The organism is Promicromonospora panici, from assembly GCF_900608595.1.
Lineage (GTDB): Bacteria > Actinomycetota > Actinomycetes > Actinomycetales > Cellulomonadaceae > Promicromonospora > Promicromonospora panici.
Map to the genome: position 1 here is coordinate 1 of NZ_UWYY01000010.1, position 23913 is coordinate 23913.

The window sequence follows — 23913 nt, forward strand, 5'->3', positions numbered from 1 at the left end:
GGGCAGGGGGTGGACGGCGGCCAGCGCACGCATCAGCGTGTCGTGTGTGATGCCTTCGGGGCACTCGTCGGCCTGGAGCGCGGTCATGACCTGGTCGGCCGCCATCCGCAGGGGGATGTGGGCCTGGCGGGCGGCGTCGAACAGGATCTGGCCGGCCTCGTCCTCGTCGACGCGCCGTGCCACGACGACGACGCTCTTGGCGCGTTCGATCATCGCCTCGCCGGCGACGGCCGAGGACGCCGTCCCGTCGTCCACGCGGGCGTCCTGGGGCTGATCAACCAATGACATAGGAACCTCCCAGATCCGGTGTGGACCGGGAGCCGCTTCATGACTCCGAACCTCTCAGTGTAGAGCAGTTCGGATGATTCAGACAGACCCGGCACCATGCCTGGCCGGTCCGTCGGACGAGCTCAGGCGTTCCACGCCTCGGTGAACTCGGCGAGGTCGATGCGGCCGTCCTGGTCGTGGTCGGCCTTGCCGAAGATCTGCTCGAGGTCCAGATCCGTGGTCTCCTCGCCGCGGGTGGCCATGGCCTGACGGAACTCGTCGGCGGTGATGCGGCCGTCGCCGTCACCGTCGAACTCGGCGAAGGTGCGGGTGAGCTCGTCGTTGGCAGTCATGGGCAGTACCTCCGCTATGTCGGAAACAAGTCGGGGAGTATGCAACCACAGATCGGTCTCGTGGCGGCGTCCCGCGCGCCGGCTCTTGTCCGATACCGTGCGGCGTGCCACTCGCCGACATCCGGCCACTCGCCGACACCCGGAGGACCAGACCATGAGGTTGTACGCGGCAGCACCCGCCCGGTGCGCCCGCCAGGTGCTCGGCGACCTGATCCTGCTCGCCTGGATCGCGGGCTGGGCGTGGGCCGGGCGCGAGGTGCACGACGCGACCCTGACGCTGGGGCAGCCGGGCCGGGCGACGGCGTCCGCGGCCGACGAGATGGCGGGCCGCTTCCATGACGTCGAGGGGCGGATCGGCGGCATCCCGGGCGTCGGCGACGACCTGGCCGCACCGTTCCGCGGCGCGGCGGACGCCGCGGAGAGCCTGGCCGCAGCCGGCCGGTCCCAGGCCGAGACGGTGGCGGACATCGCGCTGCTCGTCGGGATCGCCGTGTTCCTGATCCCGGTGCTGCTGGTGGCCGTGGTGTACGTGCCGCTGCGGATCCGGTTCGTGCGGAAGGCGAGCGCGGGACGCCGTCTGCTGAACGCCGATCCCGCACTGCTGGCGCTGCGCGCCCTGGCGAACCAGCCGCTCCGCACCCTCACCAAGATCTCGGACGACCCGGTCAGGGCCTGGCGGAACAACGACCCGGTGGTGGTCCGGAGCCTGGCCGACCTGGAGCTCCGCGCGTTGGGCCTCAAACGCTGAGCGTCCGATCTTGGTTGTGGGCGTGATCGTTGCTACTACCTGCCCGTTTTAGGCGCAACGATCACGCCCACAACCAAGATCACGCACTCAACGGGTTGCGGCGGCCAGCAGGCGGGCCAGGCCGGCCGGTGCCGTGAACATCGGCCAGTGCCCCGAGTCCAGGTCGACCAGGTCGACGTGTTTGGCGCGCGCGAGATCGGGCACGTCGCCGGCGTCGATCCACTGCTGCGCCTGGGCCGCCGTGAACTCCGGGCACACGACCGTGACGGGTACGTCGAACCGGCGCTCGTCGGTCAGGTGCACCACGCCCCGGGCGACACCCTCGGGCACGGGGACGGCTCGGGCCGCCAGAGCATCCTTCGTGGCCTCGGAGAGGTCGGCGGAGTCCGGTCCCTCGAACGGCCCCCACCCGGGGAACGGCATGACGCCCTCGGTGATCTCGAACAGGTCGGCGTAGAGCTTGCCCTCGTCCCACGGGAAGCCGCCGACCAGCACGACTCCCGCCACCCGCTCCGGACGGGCGTCGGCAGCGAGCCAGGCCAGCGTGCAGGCGGCCGAGTGCCCCACGACCAGCGGCCTGCCGGACGCCGCGTCGACCGCGGCGAGCACCGCCGCAACCTGGTCGTCGAGGGTCGCCGACGTCGACCCGTCGCCCTGGCCGGGGAGGAGGATCGGCACCGGGTGGTGGCCGAGCGCTTCAAGCTCGGGCACGACGTCGTCCCAGGCGGACCCGTCGAGCCAGAGGCCTCCGATGAGCAGGATGTCCATGATTTCTCTCCCGTGGTGAGTGCGGCCGGATGCCGGTGACACCCACGCTAGGACCAGTTCCGGACGTTCTACTTCCGGATCCGTTTTGCAGGACGCTTCCGATGAGTTTTCCGGGACACTCTCGTCTGTTCCCGTAGAGCGCCGCACGGCGCGGCCCACCGCCCAACGAACCAAGGAGACCCGCATGAGCACCATCGTCGCCACGCACTTCGTCTCGCTCGACGGCAAGGTCGACCCGACCGGCGGCGACCCCAAGCTGCACGAGACGGCGTGGACCTTCAAGACCGTCGAACCCGCGCCCGAGATGTACGAGCTCAAGGCGCGCGAGCAGGAGGAGGCGGGCGCCCTGCTGCTCGGCCGGACCAGCTACCAGATGTTCGCGCCTGTCTGGCCCGACATGGACGAGTTCACGCGGTACAACACGCTGCCCAAGTACGTCGTCTCGACAACTCTCACCGAGGGCGACCTGGCCGACAACTGGGGCGAGACCACGATCCTGCGCTCGCTGGACGACGTCGCCAAGCTCAAGGACTCCGACGTCGGCGAGATCCAGGTGCACGGCAGCGTGTCCCTCACCCGGGCGCTGGAGGAAGCGGGCCTCATCGACGCCTACCACCTGCTCGTGTTCCCGGTGCTCCTGGGCCAGGGCAAGCCGCTGTTCAGCAACGCCGACAAGGCCGCGCAGAAGCTCAAGCTGGTCGAGCACACGGCGTACAAGAACGGCGTCCAGAAGCAGCTCTTCGAGGTGCTGCGCTGAACTGGCCGCACCGCGGGACTTCCGGCGACGTCGCGCGGCGCGCGGCCCGCGCGACATCGCCGGGGACGTCAGCTCACGTCGCCGCGCCAGGCACCGGTCTCGGTGCCGCGTGACTCGATGAACTCCTTGAACCGGTCGAGGTCGCCCTGGACGCGGCGGTCGTCGAAGTTCAGGGCGCTGCCCACCTTCTCGGCGGCGTCGCTGGGCGTCCACTCCAGCTGCACCGTGACCCTCGTCTGATCGTCCTGGAGCCGGTGGAACGTGACGACGCCGGCCTGCTCCGGCCCGGTCCTGCTCGCCCACGCCACGCGCTCGTCCGGGTGCTGCTCGGTGATCTCGGCGTCGAACTCGCGCTCGACCCCGCCCACCTTCGTCTTCCAGTGCGTGTGCGTCGGGTCGAGCTGGCGGATCTCCTCGACGCCCTCCATGAACCTGGGGAACTCCTCGAACTGCGTCCACTGGTTGTAGGCGGTGCGGATGGGGACTTCCACGTCGATGGACTTCGTGATGCTGGCCATGATCTCTCCTTTCTCCGGGTCACCTCACCGTGACCTGGGGCCCGCCCACTCGCACCCCCGTCGGGCATCGGCCGTAACCTGCTCGTGTGCCGTCCGAGATCAGCCCCACCGCCCGCGCCCTGCGCACCTTGGAGGTCCTGCAGACCCGCCCCGGCACGACGGCGAACGAGCTCGCCGACCGCCTCGGCGTCACGGAGCGGGCGGCTCGGCGGTACGTCGAGATCCTGCGCGAGGCCGGCATCCCCGTCTCGTCGGCCCGCGGCCCGCACGGCGGCTACCGGCTCGGCCGCGGGACGCGGCTGCCCCCGGTCAGCTTCACGCAGACCGAGGCGCTCGGCCTGGTCATGGCGGTGCTCGACGGCCACCCCGACGCCGAAGGTGACGACCTCGTCGACACCGCGCTCGGCAAGGTGATCCGGGCGCTGCCCGAGGACGTCGGCCGGCAGGCGGCGGCGCTGCGCGAGCACGCGTCCGCCGCGCCGGACCGGTTCGCGGCCCGCCCGGACACCGCCATCACCAGTGACCTGGTCGCGGCGATCGCCGCCCGACGGCGTGTGCTGGTCACCTACCGGGGCGAGTCCGGCAGCGAGTGGGTCGCCGAGGTGGACCCCTGGGCAGTCGTGGTGCGGTACGGGCGCTGGTACCTCCTGTGCCACTCGCACCGTGCCGGCGCGGTCCGGACCTACCGCGTCGACCGGATGCTCGCGGTCGAGCAGAGCGACCGCAGGTTCGAGCCGCCCGACGGCCTCGACCCGGTGACGGCGCTCGAGGAGCACCTGGGTACCGGCTGGCAGTTCACCACCCGCGTCGTCTTCGACGCCCCGCTGGCCGACGTCGCCCCCTGGGTCGGCGCGCAGATGGGGCGCCTCGAGGAGGCGGGCGACCGGTGCGTGCTCGTCGGCAGCACCCGGAACCCGCAGATGTACGCGCAGGAGTGGCTGGCGAGCGTGCCGTTCGGGTTCCGGGTCGAGGGCGGGCCCGAGCTCCGGGCGGCGGTCGGGGTTCTCGCCGAGCGGCTGGCGGCTGCGGTGGCCGAGCCCTGACCAGCGGGCCCGCCGTCCCGAGCGGCCTCCGGTCGAGTGCTTTCCGCCGTTGTGGAAGCCTGATGTCATGACGGCACGCGTCGGTATCATTTGGAACCCGTCCAAGACGACCAGGCAGGACCTCGAGTCCGGGCTGGACGAGGCGACCGCCTCCGCGGCGGCGCCGGAGGTCCACTGGTTCGAGACGAGCGAGGACGACGCCGGCCAGGGCGCAGCCGCGCGGGCGATCGAGGCCGGCGCCGACGTGCTGGTCGTGGCGGGCGGTGACGGGACCGTCCGGGCGGTCGTCGAGCATCTCGCGGGCACGGAAGGCGGCGTCGAGCTGGGGATCGTCCCGCTCGGCACCGGGAATCTTCTGGCCCGGAACCTCGGCGTGCCGCTGGACGACGTTCCTGCCGCTCTGACCCGGGCGCTCACCGGGGAGGCACAGGCCATCGACGTGGGGTGGCTGGAGATCGACCTCGGCGGCGCGACCGAACGCCATGCGTTCGCGGTCATGGCCGGGTTCGGGCTCGACGCGCACATGATCACGGAGACCGACGACGACCTCAAGGACAAGGTCGGCTGGCTCGCCTACGTGGAGTCCATGGGCCGCGCCCTGACCGCCAGCGACACCCTCGAGGTCCGGATCACCGCCGACGACCAGCCGCTGAACCAGTCGAGCGTGCACACGCTCCTGGTCGGCAACTGCGGCACCCTCCAGGGCGGCTTCGACCTCCTGCCCGACGCGGACCCCGGCGACGGCGAGCTGGACCTGCTCGTCCTGAGCGCGAACGACGCGGCCGGCTGGGCCGACACGCTGCGGAACATGGTCTGGGACAACGGCATCAAGCGCCTCGCCACTGGCGGCGACGCCGCCGAGAGCAGCGAGAGCGCGACGCACCTGCGCCTGCGCGGCTTGCGGGTCGAGCTGCTGGAGCCGCGCGTGTTCGAGATCGACGGCGAGGACCTGGGGGAGACGACGAGGGTCGAGATCGCCGTCCAGCCTGGCGCGCTACGGGTCCGCTGAGCGGTGGACGACGGTTGCCCGGGCCACGAGGCGGCGGATGGCCCAAGATGGTCGCAGGGGGCTGACACCGAGAGCGCTGGAGGCGCCGAGATGACACGCAAGAAGCACACCGCCCACGCCGGGAAGTCGAAGCACGGCAGCTCGAAGCACGAGGGTTCGAAGCGCGGCGGCGGTGGCCTGAAGAAGCTGATCACGCTCGTCACGCTCGCCCTGACGGCCGCGGCGGTCGTGAAGGAGCTGCGCACGCCCGAGGCAGAGCGCACGTGGCACGGCAAGATCGCCTCGGTCGTCCCGTACGAGTTCCGCATCCCGACCCTGCAGCGCGTCCGCGAACGGCTGTGGGACCCCGAGGCGGAGCACGTCGTCGGGCCGCGAGTGTTCGGCGTGGGGTGGACCGTGAACATGGGCAAGGTCGTGGCGATGGTGCGCGAGAAGGCCGGCGTCTGACCCGTCAGGCCGTTCAGCGCGGCTGAGCTACCCGCTCCTGGTCGTCGTGCGCGCCGACCAGGAACGGCCGCAGCAGGCCGGGGACGGCGGCGTCGGCCAGGGCGAGGCCGTCCGCCTCGGCCGCGTCGCGGACGGCGTAGGCGCCCGGGCCCGCGGCCGTCGTCGCCATGACCGTGACCAGCCCGGCCCGGCGCTGCAGCAGCGACTGTCGCACCGTCCAGCCGACGATGCCGCGCCGCTGGAGCGCCACCGTCGCGCGCCGGACCGTGCCGCTGCGCGCGACGAGGTAGGCGCCGGCGATCGTGTGCCCGAGCGCACGGTAGGCGTCCAGCGCCAGCAGCACGGCGACCGGGACGAGGACCAGCATGCTGATCCAGGCCGCGTGCAGCAGCACGGGCGTGAGCAGCGCGCCGAGCAGCACCAGGACCGCCTCGCCGCCGAGCACCGTGCCGAGCGCCCAGCGCAACCGGCGTCCACGTGCTGCCGGAGGATGCGGGGTGAGCGGAGCCGCCGTCGGCGGGGCGCCGGGCTCGCGGAGCACGTCTGCGGCGACCCGGTCGGCCAGCTCCTTGGGTGCGGTGGGCAGGAGGGTCCGGCTCTCGGTCTTGTCCTCCTCACCCGTGGCGAGCCCGGTGGCGACGGCGTCCACGCGGGCTCCGCCCGCGAGCCGGGCGCCGAGCGGCTCGACGACCTCCACCCCGCGGAGCCGGGACTCCTCGAGGGAGATGGACCGGGTGGTGAGCAGGCCGCGGCGCACGTGCAGCGTGCCGTCCGCCTGGCGGTCCAGGGTGTGGTTCCACCAGGACTCGACCCAGAGCGCGAGCGTCGCAACGCCGCCGACCATTAACAGCCCCACGACCAGCGCGAGGCCTACGAGCAGCGCCGGCGCGAGGCCGAACCATGACCCGACGGTGTTGATCACGCGCTCCTGCATGCCGAACCATTCGGCCACCTGGAGCGTGCCGCCGCCCGCCGCGGCGGCGAGCGTCGGGGTGAGGAAGGACAGCGGGGCGAACCGGATCCACCGGCGGTCGAACCGGGCCAGCGCGCCGTCGTCCGCGTCGGGGTCGTCGACGCCGTCGGGCCGCGCGGCGTGTGCGAGCAGGGTGGCGCGGAGCGCGTCCGCGGACGCGCGGGGCACCGGCCAGAGGGTGACGGTGCCCTCGGCCCCGGCATGCTCGCCGGTGCCCACCCGCACCGTCGCCGTGCCGAGCACGCGCAGCACCGGGTCGGCGGTGAGGTCCACCGAACGGATGCGCTCCCGGCGCAGGGCGAGGCGCTTGCGGAACACGACGCCGGTGTGCACGTGGAGCCGTTCCGCGTCGACGCGGTAGCGGGTGACGCGCCACATCCACTCGCCGGACGCGCCACCTGCGACGACGGCGACCACGAACGCCGGCAGCACCCAGGCCAGCGCCGTCCCGAGCGAGCTGCCCACGGCCAGCCAGTAGCCGGTGATGACCGCCGCACCCGCGGCGGGGATCGCGGTGTAGGTCGCGCCGGCCAGGAAGGCCTTGCGGTCCAGCCGCTCCCACGCCGGGCCGTCGGCGCTTACGTCGCTGGTGCTCACGTCGTCGGTGCTCAGGTCGCGTCCTCGGGGGTGGCCTGTGTGGCGAGGGTCAGGTCGGCGGCGAGGTCCGCGGCCGTCTCGGCGTCGAGCCCCTCGATCTTCACGGCCCCCTTGGCGGACGCCGTCGTCACCGTGAGCGTCGCCAGCCCGAAGCGCTGCTCCAGCGGTCCCCGGACCGTGTCGACGGTCTGGATCCGGGACAGTGGCGCGACCCGCCACTCCTGGAAGAACCATCCGGTGCGCGTGTAGACGGCCTCGTCGGTGACCTCCCAGCGGTGGTGACGGAACCACAGCCGCGGCAGGGCGACGGCGGCGAGCGCCCCGAGGGCCGCCAGGATCCCGGCGGGCGCGAACAGCCACAGGCGGGCGGGTGCGATGAGCAGGCCCAGCACACCCAGGATCACCACGGGAACCGCGGCCAGGAGCACGAGCTGGAGCGACCACCAGCCGACGGCGCGCGGGTCCACGGCATGCCGTGGCGGGCGCAGGCGCAGGGGAGGGCTCGGACTGTCGTCGATCGTCGGCGCGGTCACCGCACCATGGTCCCAAGTGGCGAGGCGGGCAGCAACGCGTTTCGGGCCGTGCGAAAGTACCCCCATGTTGTGAGCGCGATCGTTGCGACGAGGCGCCCGATCTAGGCGCAACGATCGCGCCCACAACAAAGAGATGAGTTTGCGGGTGGCGGGTGGTCTGTTCTGCATGGACATGATCGAAGGCTCAGCGGTGTCAGGGCTCGACGTGCGGCACCCGGGCGACGCCGGGTTCGACGAGGCACGCACGGTATGGAACGCGATGGTGGACCACCGCCCGGCCGTGGTGGTGCGCTGCCGGACGGCGGCCGACGTCGTTGCGGCGCTGGCGCTCGCCCGGCGCGACGGCCTGGAGGTCGGCGTCCGGTGCGGCGGCCACAGTGTGGTCGGGCACGGCGTCCCCGAGGGCGGCCTGATGATCGACCTGACGCCGATGGGCGCTGTCCGCGTCGATCCCGAGCGGAAGCGGGCGTGGGTGCAGGGTGGCGCCCTGCTCGGCGCGCTCGACGCGGCCACGCAGCCCCACGGCCTGGCCACGACGGCGGGCAACGTCTCGCACACCGGCGTCGGCGGCCTCACCCTGGGCGGCGGCATGGGCTGGCTGGCCCGCCAGTACGGCCTGGCCTGCGACAACGTCGTCTCCTACGAGGTGGTGACCGCGGCCGGCGACGTGATCCGTGCGTCGGCCGACGAGCGGCCCGAGCTGTACTGGGCGCTGCGGGGCGGGGGCGGGAACTTCGGTGTGGTGACCGAGTTCGAGCTCCGGCTGCACGACGCCGGTACCCGCGCGCTCAGCGTCGAGCTCGACTTCCCCGTCGGTGTCGCCACGCAGGCCCTCGTCCGGTGGCGGGACCTCAGCGCCCGGGCGCCCAGGGCGGCGACCTACACCGCTGGTGTGCACGACGGCGTCGCGACCCTGGGCTTCGTGTGGGTCGGCGACCCGGGGGAGGGGCGGGCGCACGCGCGGGAGCTGGAGGCGCTGGGCACACCGGCCGACCGCCGGATCGAGGAGCTGTCCTACCTGGATCTCCAGACCCGCGAGGACACCGAGCGCGGCCACGCCGTGCGCCGCTACTGGAAGGGGCACTACTTCCGCGAGCTGTCGCTCGCCGCGATCGAGGCGCTGCTCGCCACCGAGCCCGGCACCAGGGCCGGCCTCCAGGCCTACGGCGGCGCCATCGCGGACGTGCCGGACGAGGACGCGGCGTTCAGCCAGCGCGACACGCGCTTCGAGTACGTGGTGGCCACCGGCTGGACGGACCCGGACGAGGACGTCGACCGGATGGTGGCGGCGCGCACGAGTGCGGCCCTGCTGGAGCCCTTCGCGAGCGGCGTCTACGTCAACGTGCTGGGCGACGACGGCGCGGCCGGGGTGCGGCGGGCCTACCCGCCCGACAAGCTGGCCCGGCTGGCCGCGGTCAAGGCCGCCTACGACCCGGACAACGTCTTCCACCTGAACCAGAACATCCGGCCCGCGGCGGCGCCTGCGCCGTGACGCCCGCCGCGACGTGTCAGACGCTCACGTCACCCGAGTGACCTGAGCGTCTGACACGTCGTCCCGCCGTTTGCGAGCTCCGGGGACCCTGGTCATGGTGAGGAGCATGGCCGCTTCCCCGTCGCCCGCCACCCGCGCCGTCCGGCACCGGACGATCGAGCTGGACGGCTTGCGAGTCTTCTACCGCGAGGCCGGGCCCCGGGACGGGCCGGTCGTGCTCCTCCCGCACGGGTACCCGTGCTCGTCGTACGAGTTCCGGAACCTGATGCCCGCGCTGGCCGACCGCTGGCGCACGGTCGCGCCGGACTTCCCGGGATTCGGATACAGCGACACCCCCGGTCCGGACCGCTTCGAGTACACCTTCGACGGGTACGCGCGCTTCCTGGACCGGTTCACCAGCGAGCTGGGCCTGGACCGGTACGCGCTCTACCTGCACGACTACGGCTCCCAGATCGGCCTACGTCTGGCCATCACCGCGCCCGAGCGGGTGACCGCGCTGATCATCCAGAACGGCGACATCTACGAGGACGAGCTCGGGCCGAAGTACGCGGGCCTCCAGGAGTACTGGGGCGAGCCCACGCCGGAGGGGCGTGCCGCGCTGGAGAACGCGGTGACCGAGGAGGGGTTCCGCGAGGAGTTCCTCAACGACGTGCGTGGCGACGTCGCCGAGCGGATCTCGCCCGAGCTGTGGACCCTGGCGTGGGCGCAGCTCGGGACCCCCGAGCGCCGCCGCGTCATGGTGGGCCTGATGGAAGGGCTGCGCGAGAACCTCGAGTGGTTCCCCCGGTACCAGGCCTACCTCCGGGAGCACAGTCCGCCCACGCTCATCGTCTGGGGGCCGCAGGACGGCTACATGCCCGAGGGGTCGGCGGGGGCCTACCTGCGCGACCTGCCGGGCGCCGAGCTCCACCTGCTGGACGGCGGCCACTGGGCGCTGGAGACCAACCTCGAGGAGGTGGCCGTGCTGTCGCGGCAGTTCCTCGCGCGGGTGCTCCCCACCTTCTGACGGCGCGTGCGGGCGCGAGAAGCGCTTCTCGTGCGAGTGCGTCGGCCCGGGCACACCATGACCTCAGACCGGCCCGTCGCGTGACGCCGGTGGCTCGCACCCAGGAGGACCGCCATGCTCGTGCCGCGCCAGCACCCCTCGTACTCGTCCCGCGTGACCGGCAGGTTCGCTGCCGGACTGCTGCTCGTGGCGCTCGGGACGACCGGCTGCGCCACCGGGATCGGCGCGGAGGACGGGGCCGGGGCGGACGTCGACTTCGGAGCGTCCCCGTCGCCCGGCGGCACGCTCGACGTGATGGGCTTCGGCACGGGTGACGAGATCGGCGAGGTGCGGCACGAGCGGGCGGCCGAGGCGCTCGGGATCGACGTCAAGCTGTCCGAGGGCGCGCTCGACCCGCAGGCGTTCCTGTCCGCCGCGGCGGCGGGCAACCCGCCCGACCTCGTCTACGCCGAGCGCGACCAGATCGGCACGTTCGCGTCGCGCGGCGCCGTCCTGCCGCTGTCGGCCTGCGTCGAGGAGCAGGGGATCGACACCGACGCGTTCGTCGACACGGCTCTCGACGAGGTGACCTTCGGCGATGAGCTGTACGGCATCCCGGAGTTCAACATGGTGCAGGTCACCATGGCCAACGCGGACCTGCTCGCCGAGGCCGGCCTGACCCTCGCCGACGTCGACGGGTCCGACCCGGAGGCGATCCTGGCCGCGACCGAGGCCATGACCCGTCGTGAGGGCGGCAAGCTGTCCGTCATCGGCGTCGACTCCAAGCTGCCGGAGTTCCTGCCGCTGTGGGCCAAGGGCCGGGGCGCCGACCTCCTGTCCGACGACGGCCGCACCGCGCAGCTCGACGACCCCGCGGTGGTGGAGGCGCTCGAGCAGGCCGTCGCCGTCTACGACGCGCAGGGCGGCTTCCCCGCGGTGAAGACGTACCGCGACTCGGCTGACTTCTTCGGCGCCGGCAACCAGTTCGCCACCGGCCAGCTCGGCGCCATGGCGATGGAGCAGTGGTACGTCAACGTCCTGAACGAGAGCTCCCCGGACGCGCCGCTGGTGTTCGGCCCGGTCAAGGGGCCCGACGGCGAGGTGCACGCCTTCGCGACCGGGTCGGCCTGGGCGATCCCCGTCGGAGCCGGCGACCCGGCCGCCGCCTGCGCGTACGCCGCCCGCATGACCGAGACGGACGCCTGGACGGATGCCGCGCAGGCCCGGGCCGACGCCCGCGAGGCCGACGGCCTGGTCTTCACCGGCGTCCTGACCGGCAACGAGGAGGCGGACGCCGCGATCCGCGACACGCTCGTGCCCACCGACGCGCCCGAGCCGTGGGGCGGTGCCATCGACGCCATGTACGAGGGCAACGACCACACCTTCGCGATGCCCGCCAACCCCGCCGGCGCCGAGTTCGAGACCGCGTGGCAGGACGCCGTCAACCGGGTGCTCAACGGCCAGCAGGAGCCGGCCGAGGCGATGGCGCAGGCGCAGGAGGAGGCGCAGTCCGCCCTCGACGAGGCGTGGGCGACATGGGACGAGAAGCAGTGACCACGGTACGTCCCAGCGCCCGCGCCCGGCGCGAGCGCACTGCCGGCCTGGCCTTCATCAGCCCGTGGATCGTCGGTTTCCTGGTCTTCACGGCCTGGCCGATCTTCTACAGCGGATACCTCTCCCTGACCGACTACGACGTGCTCACCGACCCGTCGTTCGTCGGCCTGGAGAACTACGAGCGCATGGCCGCCGACCCGCAAGTGCGCCTCGCGCTCTGGAACACGCTGCAGTACACGGTGCTCCAGGTGCCGCTGTACGTGGTGGTCGCGCTCGCGCTCGCCCTGCTGCTGCACCAGGCGGGCCGGGCCTCCGGCTTCTTCCGCACCGCGTTCTTCGTGCCCAAGATGACGCCGCCGGTCGCCGTCGGCGTGCTGCTGCTCCTGCTGTTCAACGGCGAGTACGGCCTGGTGAACGAGGCGCTCGGGGCCATTGGCATCAACGGGCCGAGCTGGACCACCGACCCGGACTGGGTCAAGCCCGGCCTCGCGCTGGTGAGTCTCTGGTCGGTGGGCGCCGCCGTCGTGATCCTCCTGGCTGCGCTGCAGGACGTGCCCGTCGAGCTGTACGACGCCGCTCGCGTCGACGGCGCCGGCTGGTGGCGCCGCACGCGCACCGTGACGCTGCCGATGATCAGCGGCGCCCTGTTCTTCGTCACCGTCGTCAACACCATCGCCGCGTTCCAGATGTTCACCGAGGCCTACTCGGCCTACTTCGGCGCGGGCAACTCGACCTACGCGAACGACGCGGCCCTGTTCTACGTGATCTACCTGTTCCGTGAGGGCTTCGCCGAGCTGCACATGGGGTACGCCTCCGCGCTGGCGTGGCTCCTGTTCGTCGTGATCATGCTGGTCACCGCGGTGCAGCTGCTCGTCTCACGGCGACTGGTCTACTACGAGGGGGAGCAGCGATGACAGCGGTGGACGCGGTCCCCGCGGACGCCGCCCCGGCCGGCGGGACCGGTGGGGCGGGCGAGCCACGGCCGCCCGCCGACCGCCGCCAGGCGTACCGGCGGCGGCGCTGGGTACGCGTGCTCGTGGTGACGGCGCTGACCGTTCTCGCCCTCGTGTTCGTCTACCCGCTGATCTGGCTGGTGTCCGCGTCGTTCAAGCCCCGGGCCGAGATCTTCGACAACCGTCTCGTGCCCCAGCACCCGACGCTCGAGAACTACCTCACCGTGTGGGACTCCGCGCCGCTCGCGCTGTGGCTGGGCAACACGCTCGTCGTCACGGCGCTCGCGGCCACCACCGTGACGGTGTCCAGTGCGCTGGTCGCGTGGGGCTTCGCCCACTACCGGTTCCGTGGCCGCGGACCGCTGTTCGGGGTGGTGCTCGCGACGATGATGCTGCCGGGCGCCGTCACGCTCATCCCGACCTACCTGATCTGGCACCGACTCGGGTTCGTGGGCACGAACGTGCCGCTGTGGGCGGGCAACCTGTTCGCGAGCGCGTTCTACGTGTTCCTGCTGCGGCAGTTCTTCCTGAGCCTGCCCCGCGAGCCGTTCGAGGCGGCCCGGCTCGACGGCGCGAGCGAGTGGACGCTGTTCTGGCGCATCGCCGTGCCCCTGTGCCGGCCGGCGCTGGTGATCACGTTCCTCTTCGAGGCGCAGGCCTCCTGGACGGACCTGATGCGCCCGCTGGTCTACCTCCAGGACACCGCGACGTTCACCGTGCCGCGCGGTCTCAAGGCGGTGATCGACCAGTTCGGTCCGGGTGGCGAGTCGCAGTGGGAGGTCGTGGTGACGGCGTCGGTCATCACCACCGTGCCGATGATCCTGCTGTTCTTCGCCGGGCAGCGGTACTTCGTGCAGGGCATCGCGACCACGGGCTCGAAGGGCTGAGTGCCTCTTGCGCAAGACTTGACACGTTTGCACAACTTGCCGCAAGGTGTGGTTCGTCGTCGTCGCCAACCGAAGGACGGACCACCGTGGCTCCCACCCTCACCGAGGTCGCGCAGCGCGCCGGAGTGTCGCTGTCGACAGCGTCGCGCGCGTTCAGCGAACCCGACCGCATCGCGCAGGACACCCTGGACCGGGTGGTGCGCGCCGCGGCCGAGATCGGCTACGTGGCGTCGTCGCCCCGCCGCCAGCGCTCCGGTGCCCGGCCCACCCGGGCGACGACCGTCGCGATGGTCGTCCCCGACCTCGCCAACCCGGTCATCGCCAGCTTCGTCAAGGCGGCCCAGGCGCACGGCTGGTACCGGCGGCAGATCCTCGTCCTGACCGACGCCGACAACAGCCCCGACCGGGAGCGGGAGATCCTCGGTGAGCTGCACGGCCGCGTCGACGGCTTCATCGCCTGCTCCCCGCGGCTGCCCGCCCACGACATCGTCGAGCTGTGCGGCGACGCGCCCCTCGTGCTCGTCAACCGCGACTCCGACGAGGTGCCCAGCGTGCTCGCCGACGCGGAGCACGGCCTGAGCCAGGCGGTGGAGTACCTGCGCGTGCTGGGCCACGAGCGCATCGCGTACGTGCAGGGCAACCGCCTGTCCTGGTCGAACGAGCACCGAGTGGCCGCCGTGCGCCGGCTGGCGCAGGAGAACGACGTCGACCTGGAGGTGCTCGGCTGGCACGCCGAGACGATCGCCGGCGGGAACGCCGCCGCGGCGAGCGTCGTCGCGACCGGGGCCACCGCCGTGATCGCGCACAACGACCTGGTCGCCATGGGGATCATCGAGGGCGCCGCCCAGCTCGGGCTCGCCGTGCCCGACGACCTCAGCGTCGTCGGCATCGACGACACCACGATGGCGCAGGTCGCCAAGCCGCAGCTCACCAGCATCCAGGTGCCGATGTCCCGGGCCGGCGTGATCAGCGTCGACCTGCTGCACGGCCTGCTCGCCGCGGAGCCCGCCGACGCCGAGGCGCCGCGCACCGTGCACCTGCCCACCCAGCTCGTCGTCCGGCAGTCGACGGCGCCCGCCTCCGGCTGGAACCCGCGCGAGGCACGGCGATGACCGGCCCGCTGAACGTCGTCGTCACCGACGCGAACCTGCTCCCGCTGCGCTCCGAGCTCGCGGCCCGGCTGCCGCACGGCACCCGCCTGTCGTGGGCGGTCGGCGCGTCCGGCGCCGGGCTCGACGCCGCGCTGGCCGACGCGCACGTGCTCGTCGGCTCCGTGCTGACGCCCGCGATGGCCCAGGCGGCGCCGCACCTGCGGCTCGTCCAGGTCGCCGGGGCCGGCACCGACCGGGTCGACCTCGACGCGTTGCGCCCCGGCGCCGTTGTCGCCAACACCTTCCACCACGAGCGCTCCATCGCCGAGTACGTGGTCTGGGCCGCCATCGACCTGCGCCGCGAGCTGCACCGGGCCGACGCCGCCCTCCGGGACGGGCGTTGGCGGTCCTCCGTGCACGACCGCACCCTGCCGCAGACCGAGACCCTCGAGGCGGCCCGGATCGGGTTCGTCGGGTTCGGCCACATCGGCCTCGCGGCCTGGCGGATGCTGTCCGCCTTCGGCGCGACCGGGTGCGCCGTCACCGGCAGCGGCCGCCTCGACGCCGACTCCGCGGGACTCGCCTGGGCTGGGGGCAGCGCCGACCTGCCTCGGCTCCTGGCGGAGTCCGACGTCGTCGTGGTGTGCGTACCGCTGAGCGAGGCGACGCGCGGCCTCATCGGTGCGCCCGAGCTCGCGCTGCTCGGCGCCGACGGCGTGCTGGTCAACGTCGCCCGCGGACCCGTGGTCCAGGAGCAGGCCCTGTACGAGGCGCTCGCGGAGGGCCGGATCCGCGGCGCCGCGCTGGACGTCTGGTACTCCTACCCGGGCCCGGACGGCACCGCCCGTCCCTCCGCCCACCCGTTCGAGACGCTCGACAACGTGCTCATGACGCCGCACCTGTCCGGCGTCACCCGGCAGACGTTCCTGGGCCGGCTGGCCGACGTCGCCGACAACGTCACCGCGCTGGCCGAGGGGCGCCCGCTGGAGCGGGTCGTCGCTCCCCGCGGCGCGGAGACCGCCGGATGAGCGACCGCATAGTCGCCGCCGACGTCGTCATCACCAGCCCGGGCCGCAACTACGTCACCCTCAAGGTCACCACCGCGGACGGCGTCGTGGGCTACGGCGACGCGACCCTCAACGGCCGCGAGCTCGCCGTCGCGTCCTACCTGCGCGACCACCTCGCCCCGCTGCTCGTGGGCCGCGACCCCGCGCGGATCGAGGACACGTGGCAGCTCCTGTACCGCGGGGCCTACTGGCGCCGCGGCCCGGTCACCATGGCCGCGATCGGCGCCGTCGACGTCGCCCTGTGGGACGTCAAGGGCAAGACGCTCGGCCAGCCCGTCTACCAGCTGCTCGGCGGGGCGGTGCGCGCCCGGGTCCTGACCTACACCCACGCCTCGGCGTGGGAGGTCCCGGCGCTGCTCGACGCCGTCGACGCGCGCCTCGCGCAGGGCTTCCGCGCCGTGCGGGCGCAGTCCGGCGTGCCCGGCCTGGCGACCGTGTACGGCTTGCACCGCGACGTCGCGTCCTACGAGCCCGCGGCGCGCGGCTCCGGGCTGGTCGAGGAGAGGTGGGACACGAGCGCCTACCTGCGGCACGCGCCGGACGTGCTCGCCGCCGTCCGCGAGCACGTCGGCCCAGGCGTCCACCTGCTGCACGACGCCCACCACCGGCTCACGCCGCAGCAGGCCGCGCGGCTCGGCAAGGCGCTCGAACCCGTCGACCTGTTCTGGCTCGAGGACGTCACCCCCGCTGAGAACCAGGACGTGCTGCGGCTCGTGCGGCAGCACACGACGACGCCGCTGGCCATCGGCGAGGTGTTCACCACCGTCTTCGACGTGCACCACCTGATCACCGAGCAGCTCGTCGACTTCGTGCGCTGCGCCGTCGTGCACGCCGGGGGGATCAGCCACCTGCGCAAGATCCTCGCCCTGGCCGAGGTCTACCAGGTGCGCGGGGCGCCGCACGGGCCGTCGGACGTCTCGCCCGTGTCGTTCGGCGCGAGCGTCCACGTCGGCCTCGCGACCCACAACTTCGCGATCCAGGAGTACATGGGCTACCCCGAGCCGGTGCACGACGTCTTCCCGCACTCGTGGAGCTACGCCGACGGGTACCTGCACCCCGGCGACGCGCCCGGCATCGGGGTCGAGCTCGACGAGAAGCTCGCCGCGAAGTTCCCCTACGAGCCCGCCTACCTCCCCGTCGCGCGCACGCTCGACGGCACCCTCACGGACTGGTGACGCCCATGACCCCTGTGCCGACCTCCGTTCCTGCCCCTACGCCCATCTCCGGTACGGGCGTCCCCGCGGGGACCACGCTCAGCCGCAGCGCGCCTGTCGCAGGCCTCCTGGTCACCCCCGAGGCACCCGGCGGCACCGGCATCGTGCACCTCGGGCTCGGCAACTTCCACCGCGCGCACCAGGCCGTCTACACGGCGCTCGCGCAGAGCGCGGAGCCGGGGGACTGGGGAATCCTGGGCGTCGCGAGCCGCTCGCGCCGCGTCGTCGACGCGCTCCGGGCGCAGGACCACCTGTACTCGGTCCTGCGGATCGCGCCCGAGGGCAGCGGCGTCTCCGTGCCGGGCGTGCACACCGGCACCCTCGTCGCGGGCGAGGACCCGGCCGCCGTCGTCGCGGCGCTCGCCGAGCCTGCCACCAGGGTCGTCACCCTCACGGTCACCGAGCACGGGTACCGCATCTCCCGGCGCACGGGGCGCCTGGACCTCGACGCCGACGACATCGCGCACGACCTGAGCGCTCGCGGCGCGCGGGCCCCGGTCACCACGATCGGCCAGGTCGCCCGGGCGCTCGAACGGCGCGCGCTCGGGCACGGCGCCCCGGTGACGGTCCTGTCCTGCGACAACCTGCAGTCCAACGGCACGACGACGCGCGACCTGGTGCTCGAGTTCCTCGCCGCCTCGGGGGCGGGGCAGGACGTGCTCGACTGGGCCTCGACGTCGGTGACGTTCCCGAACTCGATGGTGGACCGCATAGTGCCGGCCACCACCGGCCGGTACGCCGACGAGGTGCGCCGGACGACCGGCCTGGTCGACGCCGCACCCGTGGCCGCGGAGCCGTTCAGCATGTGGGTGCTGGAGGACCGGTTCGCGGCCGGCCGGCCCGCCTGGCAGCACGGGGGAGCGGTGTTCTCCGCCGAGGTCGAGGCGTACGAGCTGGTCAAGCTGCGCCTGCTCAACGGCACGCACTCGCTCATCGCGTACCTGGGCGCCCTCGACGGCCGGGCAACGATTCCCGAGGCCCGCGCGCAGGGGTTCGTCGAGCGGGCCGCCCGTTCCGTGATCGCCGACGAGTACCTGCCGAGCATCGCGCTCCCGCGCGGGTTCGACGCCGAGGCGTACGTCGAGCAGCTCTTCGGACGCTGGTCGAACTCGGCGCTCGGGCACCGGACCAGCCAGGTCGGGTCCGACGGCTCGATGAAGCTGCCCCAGCGGGTCCCCGCGCCCGCGCTGCGCATGCTGGCGGACGGCGAGATGCCGCACCACCTGGCGCTGACCGTCGCCGCGTGGCTGTGCTGCGTCGCGCCCGTCGACGGTTTCGACCCGGGGCCGCACGCGGCGGCCATGACGGACCCGGCGCGCGAGCGCCTCGCCGAGCTCGCCCGTACCGCACCGGGGATCGAGGCGTTCGTGACCGCCGTCCTGGCGCACGACCGGCTGCTCGGCGACGAGCTCGCCGCGCACTCCGAGTTCGCCGCCCGGGTTGCGGACCTGGCCCGCACCCTGACGACCCACGGCCCGGCCACCGCCACAAGGGAGGTCGAACGCTGTGGGCGTGATCGTTGCGCCTAAAACCGGCACGTAGTCGCAACGATCCCGCTCACAACCAATCTGCAGACACAACGACGTGCTGCTCCCGCCGGGAGCGACGACCGGAGGTACCAACGATGGACCACACCACCGCGGCGACGCCGCCGCATGATCTGCCCGCGACCGGCGAGGCCACCCACCGCGCGACCCCGCCCGCCGAGGTGCGCCGGGCCGCCATGGCCGGCCTCGTCGGCACGGCCCTGGAGAACTACGACTTCGTGCTCTACGGCACGGCGTCGGCGCTCGTGTTCAGCACCCTGTTCTTCCCGAACGTCTCGCCGGCCGCCGGCATCCTCGCGAGCTTCGGCGCCTACGCCGTCGGCTTCTGCGCCCGGCCGCTGGGCGGGCTGTTCTTCTCGCGCTACGGCGACCGGCTCGGCCGCAAGTGGGTGCTCGTCTCCACGCTGCTGCTCATGGGGCTGTCCACGCTGGCCATCGGCCTGCTGCCGACCTACGACCAGGCCGGGATCGTCGCGCCGGCCCTGCTCGTGCTGTGCCGGTTCGGCCAGGGCTTCGGCGCGGGTGCCGAGCAGTCCGGCGGCGCGACACTGCTCACCGAGGCGGCTCCGCGCGGCAAGCGCGGGCGGCTCGCCTCCCTGGTCATGGTCGGCGCGGCCGCCGGCACGGTGCTCGGCGCCGGGGCGTGGGCGCTCGTGCAGCTCCTGCCGGAGGACCAGCTCATGAGCTGGGGCTGGCGCGCCGTCTTCATGTCCAGCATCCTCGTGACGCTCGCGGCCTACTTCTTCCGGCGCAAGCTCTCCGAGACCACGGTGTTCACCGAGGCCAAGGAGAAGAAGGCCACGGCCTCGGCCCCGGTGCGCGAGGTCTTCCGCAACGGCAAGCGCCTGCTGGCGATCGTCACGTTCATGACCGTCGGGCTCAGCGTCCAGTCGTACACCTACCAGGTCTTCATGGCGTCCTACCTCAAGGACACCGTGCGGATCGACGCCGGCACCGTGCCGCAGATCCTGCTCGTGGGCGCCGTCTTCGGCGGTATAGCCGCCTGGCTGCTGGGCGCCCTGTCGGACCGGTTCGGACGCCGGAGCGTGTTCCTCGTCGTCGCCGGGATCCTGCTCGTGCTGCCGTACCCGACCTTCCTGGCGCTGAACACGGGCAGCCTCGGCTGGATCTACGTGGCGATGATCGTGGGCTTCATGCTCGCCTGCCAGGGCGGCGTGGCGATCACCATGAGCTACTTCCCCGAGCTGTTCGGCAGCCGCTACCGCTACGCGGGCGTCACACTCGGCCGCGAGTTCGCGGCGGTGCTCGGCGGCGGGTTCGCCCCGCTGATCGCGGCGTCGCTCATCACCGCGTTCTCGGGCTCGTGGGTCCCGGTCGCCGTGTACATGTCCTTTGCGATGCTGCTGGCCTTCATCGCGGCACTGCTGGCGCCCGAGACCCGCAACCGTGAGCTCACCGTTCCCGAGAACGCCACCCACCGCCTGCTCGGTCGCCCGGTCGTGGTGTCCGCCCGAGGAGACCGATGAGCAGCCTGCCGGACGCCGTCACCGCCGTCGTCGCACACGGCGCGGGAGACCTGCGTGTCGAGACGCAGCCCGCGCCGCAACCCGCGCCCGACGAGGCGCTGGTGCGCATCGCCTACGGCGGGATCTGCGGGTCCGACCTGCACTACTGGCGACACGGGGCGGCGGGCGAGTCGGTGCTGCGCGCGCCGATGCGTCTCGGGCACGAGGTCTCCGGCACGGTCGTCGTGCCCTCGGCCGACGGCGGCGGGCCCGCGGCCGGCATCGATGTAGCGGTGCACCCCGCGACCCGGGGCACCGCGCCGGGACGTTATCCACCTGAGCGGCCGAGCATCTCGCCCGGCGCCTCCTACCTGGGCAGCGCCGCCCATGTGCCGCACACCGACGGCGCGTTCGCGTCCCACGTCGCGATCCCCACCCGCCTGCTCCGGCCGCTGCCCCCGGGCCTCGGCCTGCGGACCGGGGCCCTGGCCGAACCGGCGAGCGTCGCCTGGCACGCCGTCGAGCGGGCCGGCGACGTCACGGGCCGGACGGCGCTCGTGATCGGCTCCGGGCCGATCGGGGCGCTCGCTGTCGCGGTGCTCAAGCACCACGGCGCCCGCCGGGTGGTCGCGATCGACCTCCACGAGCACGCCCGCGCCACGGCGCGCGCCCTCGGCGCGGACGAGACGCTGGCCGCCACGGACGCCGAGGCCATCGCGGCCGTCGAGGCGGACGTGGTGCTGGAGTGCTCGGGATCGTCGCCGGGGCTGGAGTCGGCGGTCCGCGGGGCGGTGCGCGGCGGCGTCGTGGTGCTCGTCGGGCTGATGCCGAGCGGCCCGCAGCCCGCGCTGCTGTCCCTCGTCGTCACGCGGGAGCTGAGCCTGGTCGGCTCGTTCCGCTTCAACGACGAGATCGACGCCGTGCTGGCCGCCATGGCCGACGGGTCGCTGGACGTCGGGGCCGTCGTGAGTCATGAGTACCCCGTCGGCCGCACGCTGGAGGCGTTCGAGGCGGCCGCCGACGCGTCGTCCTCGGCGAAGGTGCTGCTGACGTTCGGCTGACGGGGTGGGCTCTGGAACCGCTGGCACGTGCGGACTGGTCGCCGGGCACGGCACCCGATCAGATGCTGGAGTCGTCTCCAGGCGAGGGCTCGCTCATGACCAGGGTACGCAGGATGGTTTCGGCCACTTCGCGTTGCGACACGTTGCGGTTACGGGAGGCGGACTCGAGGATTCGTCTCGCCTCGAGAGCGGTGCAGTCGTTGGCGTGCATGATGGCTCCGACCGCACGCTCGGTCGCGCTCAGGTCGGACATCTGGTGGTACAGGCCCGCCGTAGCGTCCTCGAAGTCAGCGAGCTTCAGGTGCAGCTTCACCATCGAGGCCGCGAGCTGCGCGTAGCCGTCAGCCGCTGTGACGAGCTCGTTGGTCCACGGGTCCGGCGTACGGGAGTACAGGTTGATGGCGACGGCGATGTCCGCGTTGACGGAGGCAGGGACCGCCAGCGCGGAGACGAAGCCCTCACGGAGCGACTGTTCGCGCCAGGCTTCCCACCCTGCGGTCTCGGCGATCACCGGCACGACCTGGACCGTTCGTTTTTCGATGGCGTCGACGCACGGTCCATCGTCGGCGAGGGACTCGGCGCGGTCGCAGCGTCCGGCGGCGTCTGTGCTGCTGCCCGCGCGCACCGCGAACCCGCGCTCGCCCAGGATGATGCTGGCCTCGAGCCTGGTGCCCAGCACTGTGGCGGCGCGGTGGGCCAGCTCGTGCGGGAAGGCCGAGATGTGCATGGCGTCGTTCCGATCTGGTGAACTCCGGTGCTCCTGTGCTCCGGAACGCTGCAGGGCCGCCGGTTTCCCGGGCCGACAGCCGTACGACTGCTTGACTTTTCAGACTACGCCGGGACCGGGCGATGCGTTGGGTGGCTCAGGGTCGGCGGGTGCGGTTCACCCGCAGGATCTCCTCCTGGTAGGGCGCGACGACGTCGGCCGAGACCCGGCAGTCGAGCAGCAGGAACCGCCGTTCGGCGACAGGCTCGGCGGTCCAGGCCGCCACCCGGTCCAGGTCGGCGAGCGAGCGCACGACCACGCCCTCGGCCCCGACCGCCGTGGCGAGCGCGGCGAAGTTCGCCTCCGGGATGAGCATCGGCTCCTCGGCGATGCCCTGCCGCCCGTACACGTGGACCTCTGCGCCGTAGGCGGCGTCGTTCCACACGACGGCCATGCCGCGCCCAGCGGCTGTGCGGACGGCGGTCTCGAGGTCGGCCAGCGCCATCAGCCCGCCGCCGTCGCCGGTGGTGAGCACGACGGCGTCGTCAGGGCGGGCCGCGGCGGCCCCGGCCACGCTCGGGAAGCCGAGCCCGATCGACTGGAACGCGGTGCCGACCATCACCATCCGGTCGGGCTCGGCGACGGGCCAGTACATGTTCGCCCAGCCGATGAAGTGCCCGCCGTCGGACACGACCACGCGGTCGGCGGGCAGGAGGCCGGCCAGCCGGTGGGCGACGCTGCGGGGGTCGAGGCGCCCGTCCGGGGCGATCCCGTCCGCCGGGCCCGTCTCGTAGCGGCGGGCCGCGGCGACGTCCACGGTCTCGCGCCACCCGGACGGTTTCGCGTTGAGGGTGTGCAGCTCGTCCACGAGGGCGCGGGCCACGAGCGCGGCGTCGCCCCGGACGAAGCCGCCGACGTGCCGGTGCGTCGCGGCGGGCGCGATGTCCACCTGGACGACGCGGGTACGGGGCGCGAACAGGTCGCCGAAGCGCATCGTGAACTGGTTGAGCGACGCGCCCAGCACGACCGCGACGTCGGCCTCGCGCACCAGGTCCATCGCGCCCGCGGCGCCGAAGCCGCCGGCGACGCCGAGGTCGTACCGGCCGTCGGGGAAGACTCCGCGGCCCAGCGCCGTCGTCGTGGTCAGGGCGCCGGTCGCCTCGGCGAGCTCGCCGAGCGCGGCGCCCGCGCCGGCGAGCCACGCGCCGCGGCCGGCGAGCAGCAGCGGCCGCTCGGCGTCGGCGAGGTGCTGGGCGAGGTCGGTGATCGCCGCGGCGTCGAACGGGCCCGACGGTGCCAGCGGCCCCGGCAGCGCGGGCTGCGGGGCGTCCGGAATCGGCCCGGCCTCCAGCGCGGCGACGTCGTAGGGGATCGCCAGCACCACGGGCACGCGATACGTCAGGGAGTGCTCGATCGCGATGACGCTGGTGGCCGCGGCGTCCGCGCGGCCGACGGTATAGGTGCGCGCGCCGACGGCGGCCGCCAGCGCGATCTGGTCCACGTCCCATGGCCGCGGGCCCGACGTCGGCTCGTCGCCCGCCAGGAGCACCAGCGGCACGCGGGCCTGCGCGGCCTCGGCGAGCGCGGTGAGCGCGTTGGTGAAGCCGGCGCCGTAGGTGGCGGTGGCCGCGGCGATCCGGCCCGAAGCGCGGAAGTAGGCGTCGGCGGCGACCACGCCGCCGGCCTCGTGCCGGACGGCGGTGAACCGCGCGGCCGTCGCGCGCGTGAGGTCGTCGAGGAACCAGGCGTTGCCGTTGCCCATGACCCCGAAGACGTGGTCGATGTGGCGGGCGACGGTACGGGCGACGTGTGCGGAAACTGTGGGCACGGAGCCTCCAGGGGAACAGTGACGGATGAGTGCTGCGGTCCGTATGTGT

The 23913-nt window shown here is 73.0% G+C and carries 24 protein-coding genes; 16 read left to right on the forward strand and 8 right to left on the reverse strand.

The window, feature by feature from the left end:
- Positions 1-288: ANTAR domain-containing protein (locus EW117_RS12730; RefSeq protein ID WP_165362673.1), on the reverse strand; the 288-nt coding region annotated here is incomplete at its 3' end.
- Between the two features lie 122 nt (positions 289-410).
- Positions 411-620 (reverse strand): EF-hand domain-containing protein, encoded by a 210-nt coding sequence (locus EW117_RS29415; protein ID WP_165362674.1) that lies wholly within the window; start codon positions 618-620, stop codon positions 411-413.
- 154 nt (positions 621-774) lie between these two features.
- Here EW117_RS29415 and EW117_RS12740 point away from each other — a divergent pair, with 154 nt between their 5' ends.
- Positions 775-1368, forward strand: a complete 594-nt coding sequence (locus EW117_RS12740) for a hypothetical protein (protein WP_129787100.1) — start codon at positions 775-777, stop codon at positions 1366-1368.
- A gap of 87 nt (positions 1369-1455) precedes the next feature.
- Here EW117_RS12740 and EW117_RS12745 read toward each other — a convergent pair whose 3' ends face one another.
- Positions 1456-2136 (reverse strand): alpha/beta fold hydrolase, encoded by a 681-nt coding sequence (locus EW117_RS12745; RefSeq protein ID WP_129787101.1) that lies wholly within the window; start codon positions 2134-2136, stop codon positions 1456-1458.
- A 184-nt stretch (positions 2137-2320) separates the two neighbouring features.
- On the opposite strand from EW117_RS12745, the gene EW117_RS12750 reads away from it, so the two are divergent.
- Positions 2321-2893, forward strand: coding sequence for a dihydrofolate reductase family protein (locus tag EW117_RS12750; RefSeq protein ID WP_129787102.1), 573 nt, complete (start codon positions 2321-2323; stop codon positions 2891-2893).
- A gap of 68 nt (positions 2894-2961) precedes the next feature.
- On the opposite strand, the gene EW117_RS12755 is transcribed toward EW117_RS12750, so the two are convergent.
- Entirely contained in the window at positions 2962-3411 is a 450-nt protein-coding gene (locus EW117_RS12755) for an SRPBCC family protein (RefSeq protein ID WP_207211854.1), read from the reverse strand.
- 86 nt (positions 3412-3497) lie between these two features.
- Between EW117_RS12755 and EW117_RS12760 the strand changes: the two genes are divergently transcribed.
- From EW117_RS12760 to EW117_RS12770, 3 genes are all read left to right on the forward strand, one after another.
- Positions 3498-4454, forward strand: a complete 957-nt coding sequence (locus tag EW117_RS12760; protein WP_129787104.1) for a helix-turn-helix transcriptional regulator — start codon at positions 3498-3500, stop codon at positions 4452-4454.
- Between the two features lie 67 nt (positions 4455-4521).
- Complete coding sequence (locus EW117_RS12765; RefSeq protein WP_129787105.1) at positions 4522-5463, forward strand: diacylglycerol/lipid kinase family protein; 942 nt, start codon at positions 4522-4524, stop codon at positions 5461-5463.
- A 90-nt stretch (positions 5464-5553) separates the two neighbouring features.
- A complete protein-coding gene (locus EW117_RS12770; RefSeq protein WP_242504264.1) occupies positions 5554-5910 on the forward strand; it encodes a DUF5808 domain-containing protein in 357 nt (118 codons plus the stop codon).
- 13 nt (positions 5911-5923) lie between these two features.
- On the opposite strand, the gene EW117_RS12775 is transcribed toward EW117_RS12770, so the two are convergent.
- Positions 5924-7480 (reverse strand): PH domain-containing protein, encoded by a 1557-nt coding sequence (locus tag EW117_RS12775; protein WP_207211855.1) that lies wholly within the window; start codon positions 7478-7480, stop codon positions 5924-5926.
- Positions 7481-7491: 11 nt separating this feature from the next.
- Positions 7492-8013, reverse strand: coding sequence for a PH domain-containing protein (locus EW117_RS12780; RefSeq protein ID WP_242504265.1), 522 nt, complete (start codon positions 8011-8013; stop codon positions 7492-7494).
- A 166-nt stretch (positions 8014-8179) separates the two neighbouring features.
- Between EW117_RS12780 and EW117_RS12785 the strand changes: the two genes are divergently transcribed.
- The 11 genes from EW117_RS12785 (at position 8180) to EW117_RS12835 (ending at position 21330) form a co-directional block, all read left to right on the forward strand.
- The gene (locus EW117_RS12785; RefSeq protein WP_129787107.1) at positions 8180-9505 is read left to right on the forward strand and encodes an FAD-binding oxidoreductase; all 1326 of its coding nucleotides are present in this window, start codon (positions 8180-8182) and stop codon (positions 9503-9505) included.
- A gap of 106 nt (positions 9506-9611) precedes the next feature.
- The gene (locus EW117_RS12790) at positions 9612-10511 is read left to right on the forward strand and encodes an alpha/beta fold hydrolase (protein WP_129787108.1); all 900 of its coding nucleotides are present in this window, start codon (positions 9612-9614) and stop codon (positions 10509-10511) included.
- Between the two features lie 114 nt (positions 10512-10625).
- Entirely contained in the window at positions 10626-12044 is a 1419-nt protein-coding gene (locus EW117_RS12795) for an ABC transporter substrate-binding protein (protein ID WP_129787109.1), read from the forward strand.
- The gene (locus EW117_RS12800) at positions 12026-12958 is read left to right on the forward strand and encodes a carbohydrate ABC transporter permease (RefSeq protein ID WP_129787110.1); all 933 of its coding nucleotides are present in this window, start codon (positions 12026-12028) and stop codon (positions 12956-12958) included. The genes EW117_RS12795 and EW117_RS12800 overlap by 19 nt, the downstream gene beginning before the upstream one ends.
- The gene (locus EW117_RS12805) at positions 12955-13884 is read left to right on the forward strand and encodes a carbohydrate ABC transporter permease (protein WP_129787111.1); all 930 of its coding nucleotides are present in this window, start codon (positions 12955-12957) and stop codon (positions 13882-13884) included. The genes EW117_RS12800 and EW117_RS12805 overlap by 4 nt, the downstream gene beginning before the upstream one ends.
- Before the next feature lie 86 nt (positions 13885-13970).
- Positions 13971-14996 carry a LacI family DNA-binding transcriptional regulator gene (locus EW117_RS12810; RefSeq protein WP_129787112.1) on the forward strand — a complete coding sequence of 342 codons (1026 nt, stop codon included), beginning with the start codon at positions 13971-13973 and terminating at the stop codon, positions 14994-14996.
- On the forward strand, positions 14993-16003 hold the full coding sequence (locus tag EW117_RS12815; protein ID WP_242504267.1) for a 2-hydroxyacid dehydrogenase: 1011 nt from the start codon (positions 14993-14995) through the stop codon (positions 16001-16003). The genes EW117_RS12810 and EW117_RS12815 overlap by 4 nt, the downstream gene beginning before the upstream one ends.
- A complete protein-coding gene (gene manD / locus EW117_RS12820; protein WP_129787113.1) occupies positions 16000-17217 on the forward strand; it encodes a D-mannonate dehydratase ManD in 1218 nt (405 codons plus the stop codon). The genes EW117_RS12815 and manD overlap by 4 nt, the downstream gene beginning before the upstream one ends.
- Positions 17218-17222: 5 nt before the next feature.
- A complete protein-coding gene (locus EW117_RS12825; RefSeq protein WP_129787114.1) occupies positions 17223-18785 on the forward strand; it encodes a mannitol dehydrogenase family protein in 1563 nt (520 codons plus the stop codon).
- Positions 18786-18880: 95 nt separating this feature from the next.
- Positions 18881-20290 carry an MFS transporter gene (locus EW117_RS12830; RefSeq protein ID WP_129787115.1) on the forward strand — a complete coding sequence of 470 codons (1410 nt, stop codon included), beginning with the start codon at positions 18881-18883 and terminating at the stop codon, positions 20288-20290.
- A complete protein-coding gene (locus EW117_RS12835; RefSeq protein WP_129787116.1) occupies positions 20287-21330 on the forward strand; it encodes a zinc-binding dehydrogenase in 1044 nt (347 codons plus the stop codon). Before EW117_RS12830 ends, EW117_RS12835 begins: the two co-directional genes overlap by 4 nt.
- A 58-nt stretch (positions 21331-21388) precedes the next feature.
- On the opposite strand, the gene EW117_RS12840 is transcribed toward EW117_RS12835, so the two are convergent.
- On the reverse strand, positions 21389-22057 hold the full coding sequence (locus tag EW117_RS12840) for an ANTAR domain-containing protein (protein WP_129787117.1): 669 nt from the start codon (positions 22055-22057) through the stop codon (positions 21389-21391).
- 136 nt (positions 22058-22193) lie between these two features.
- Positions 22194-23864, reverse strand: a complete 1671-nt coding sequence (locus tag EW117_RS12845) for a thiamine pyrophosphate-binding protein (RefSeq protein WP_129787118.1) — start codon at positions 23862-23864, stop codon at positions 22194-22196.
- Positions 23865-23913: the final 49 nt, after the last annotated feature.

Coding starts and splice junctions, on each gene's coding strand:
- EW117_RS29415 (WP_165362674.1), bottom strand. CDS start 620: ATGACTGCCAACGACGAGCTCACCCGCACCTTCGCCGAGTTCGACGGT.
- EW117_RS12740 (WP_129787100.1), top strand. CDS start 775: ATGAGGTTGTACGCGGCAGCACCCGCCCGGTGCGCCCGCCAGGTGCTC.
- EW117_RS12745 (WP_129787101.1), bottom strand. CDS start 2,136: ATGGACATCCTGCTCATCGGAGGCCTCTGGCTCGACGGGTCCGCCTGG.
- EW117_RS12750 (WP_129787102.1), top strand. CDS start 2,321: ATGAGCACCATCGTCGCCACGCACTTCGTCTCGCTCGACGGCAAGGTC.
- EW117_RS12755 (WP_207211854.1), bottom strand. CDS start 3,411: ATGGCCAGCATCACGAAGTCCATCGACGTGGAAGTCCCCATCCGCACC.
- EW117_RS12765 (WP_129787105.1), top strand. CDS start 4,522: ATGACGGCACGCGTCGGTATCATTTGGAACCCGTCCAAGACGACCAGG.
- EW117_RS12770 (WP_242504264.1), top strand. CDS start 5,554: ATGACACGCAAGAAGCACACCGCCCACGCCGGGAAGTCGAAGCACGGC.
- EW117_RS12785 (WP_129787107.1), top strand. CDS start 8,180: ATGGACATGATCGAAGGCTCAGCGGTGTCAGGGCTCGACGTGCGGCAC.
- EW117_RS12790 (WP_129787108.1), top strand. CDS start 9,612: ATGGCCGCTTCCCCGTCGCCCGCCACCCGCGCCGTCCGGCACCGGACG.
- EW117_RS12795 (WP_129787109.1), top strand. CDS start 10,626: ATGCTCGTGCCGCGCCAGCACCCCTCGTACTCGTCCCGCGTGACCGGC.
- EW117_RS12800 (WP_129787110.1), top strand. CDS start 12,026: ATGGGACGAGAAGCAGTGACCACGGTACGTCCCAGCGCCCGCGCCCGG.
- EW117_RS12805 (WP_129787111.1), top strand. CDS start 12,955: ATGACAGCGGTGGACGCGGTCCCCGCGGACGCCGCCCCGGCCGGCGGG.
- EW117_RS12815 (WP_242504267.1), top strand. CDS start 14,993: ATGACCGGCCCGCTGAACGTCGTCGTCACCGACGCGAACCTGCTCCCG.
- manD (WP_129787113.1), top strand. CDS start 16,000: ATGAGCGACCGCATAGTCGCCGCCGACGTCGTCATCACCAGCCCGGGC.
- EW117_RS12825 (WP_129787114.1), top strand. CDS start 17,223: ATGACCCCTGTGCCGACCTCCGTTCCTGCCCCTACGCCCATCTCCGGT.
- EW117_RS12830 (WP_129787115.1), top strand. CDS start 18,881: ATGGACCACACCACCGCGGCGACGCCGCCGCATGATCTGCCCGCGACC.
- EW117_RS12835 (WP_129787116.1), top strand. CDS start 20,287: ATGAGCAGCCTGCCGGACGCCGTCACCGCCGTCGTCGCACACGGCGCG.
- EW117_RS12840 (WP_129787117.1), bottom strand. CDS start 22,057: ATGCACATCTCGGCCTTCCCGCACGAGCTGGCCCACCGCGCCGCCACA.